The sequence below is a fragment of the Vibrio sp. N418 genome (genome assembly GCF_000222565.1).
Lineage (GTDB): Bacteria > Pseudomonadota > Gammaproteobacteria > Enterobacterales > Vibrionaceae > Vibrio > Vibrio scophthalmi.
Genome location: NZ_AFWD01000067.1, coordinates 1 through 1,426 on the forward strand (window position 1 = coordinate 1; position 1,426 = coordinate 1,426).

At 42.8% G+C, this 1,426-nt stretch carries 1 protein-coding gene; it reads left to right on the forward strand.

From position 1 onward, the window contains the following. Positions 1-80 precede the first annotated feature (80 nt). The gene (locus tag RH86_RS14560) at positions 81-1,412 is read left to right on the forward strand and encodes an IS4 family transposase (protein ID WP_009386865.1); all 1,332 of its coding nucleotides are present in this window, start codon (positions 81-83) and stop codon (positions 1,410-1,412) included. Positions 1,413-1,426: the final 14 nt, after the last annotated feature.

Genomic DNA, 1,426 nt, shown 5'->3' on the forward strand with positions numbered 1-1,426 from the left:
TAATGCTGATCGTTTTAAATAATTGAACGATCCTGAGTAGGGTTCATAATCGGTCTCAACATAGTTGAGGCCGATTTTTTATGTCTGAGTTTTCTAAAGAGTTACAGATTACCGCTGAGTTTTGCCAAGAACATCATCTCAATGCTTTCGCTAAACATATTCCTTTAGAGTGGGTTGAAGAAGCGGTTAAACAAACTGGCAGAGCTTCTGTTCGTAAACGAAGGTTTCCTGCCGAGCAAGCTGTCTGGTTAGTATTAGGTATTGGGTTGCTAAGAAATCGCTCGATTCAAAATGTATGTGATAGGTTGGAGCTAGCGTTCCCTGATTCAAAAGGAGAATTACCACCATTGGCAACCAGTAGCATCATTAAAGGAAAAGAAAAGCTGGGTTTTGAGCCAATGCGTTACCTGTTCAAAATGACCGCAGCCCAATGGGAGCAACAAAGTGAGTTTGAACAATGTTGTGGATTGAAGCTATTGAGTGTTGACGGCACTTACTTCAAAACCCATGACACAGAAAGTAATCAGACCTTTGGCTATGCCCAAAAATCTGCCACATTCCCTTCCGTTCTTGCGGTCACTTTGATGTCTACAAAGACCCATTTAGTCGCTGATGCTGCTTTTGGCCCTGTCACGGAGAGCGAAGTCTCATATGCACAAAAACTAGTAGGCTCTGCACCTGAAAACTCTTTAACTCTCTTTGACCGTGGATTTATGTCTGCTGAGCTGTTTCTAAGCTGGCAAGGTAGTAGCAAAAACACGCATTGGCTTACCCCAATTAAATCTAAATTCAGATATGAGATCCTCGACTCGTACAGTGAGTACGACCATCTCATCGAAATGCCCGTTTCTCCTCAAGCTCAAAAACAGCACCCTCATTTAGGCGAAAAGTGGACGGCTCGTTTAGTTTTAATACCTTCACCTAAAGGTGAGATAAAAGGGTTTATTACTTCTTGCTTATGTCCTGATACATACGCATTGAAAGAGTTAGTTGAAGTATATTGGCAGCGTTGGGAAATAGAGCGTAGCTATGGCGAACTTAAACAATATCAGCTAGTGAACAAGCCATTACTGAGAAGCCTAAAGAGTGAGGGAGTATACCAAGAGCTATGGGGCATACTGATATCGTACAATATTATTCGATTAGAAATGGCAGGAATGGCAAAACAGCACGAAGTAGAGCCATTACGGATTAGCTTCGTCAACGCACTATGCTTAATACAAGAAGAGTTCATCTGGTCAGATGGAAGGACTCCAGGAGCCATCCCTAAGGCGCTGAAAGAGTTGAGGGACAATGGCAAGCGGCTCATACTTCCTAAAAAGAGAAAAAGAAAGCCTTACCCCAGAGCAGTACTAAAAAAAGCGCAGAAATACCCCTCACGCTCTAGAGATAAAAACGCCACTCGCTCTTAAGCGAGTGGCGTTAA

Bases quoted from the DNA above. Each gene is read 5' to 3' on its own strand.
- RH86_RS14560 (WP_009386865.1), top strand. From the start codon at position 81: ATGTCTGAGTTTTCTAAAGAGTTACAGATTACCGCTGAGTTTTGCCAA.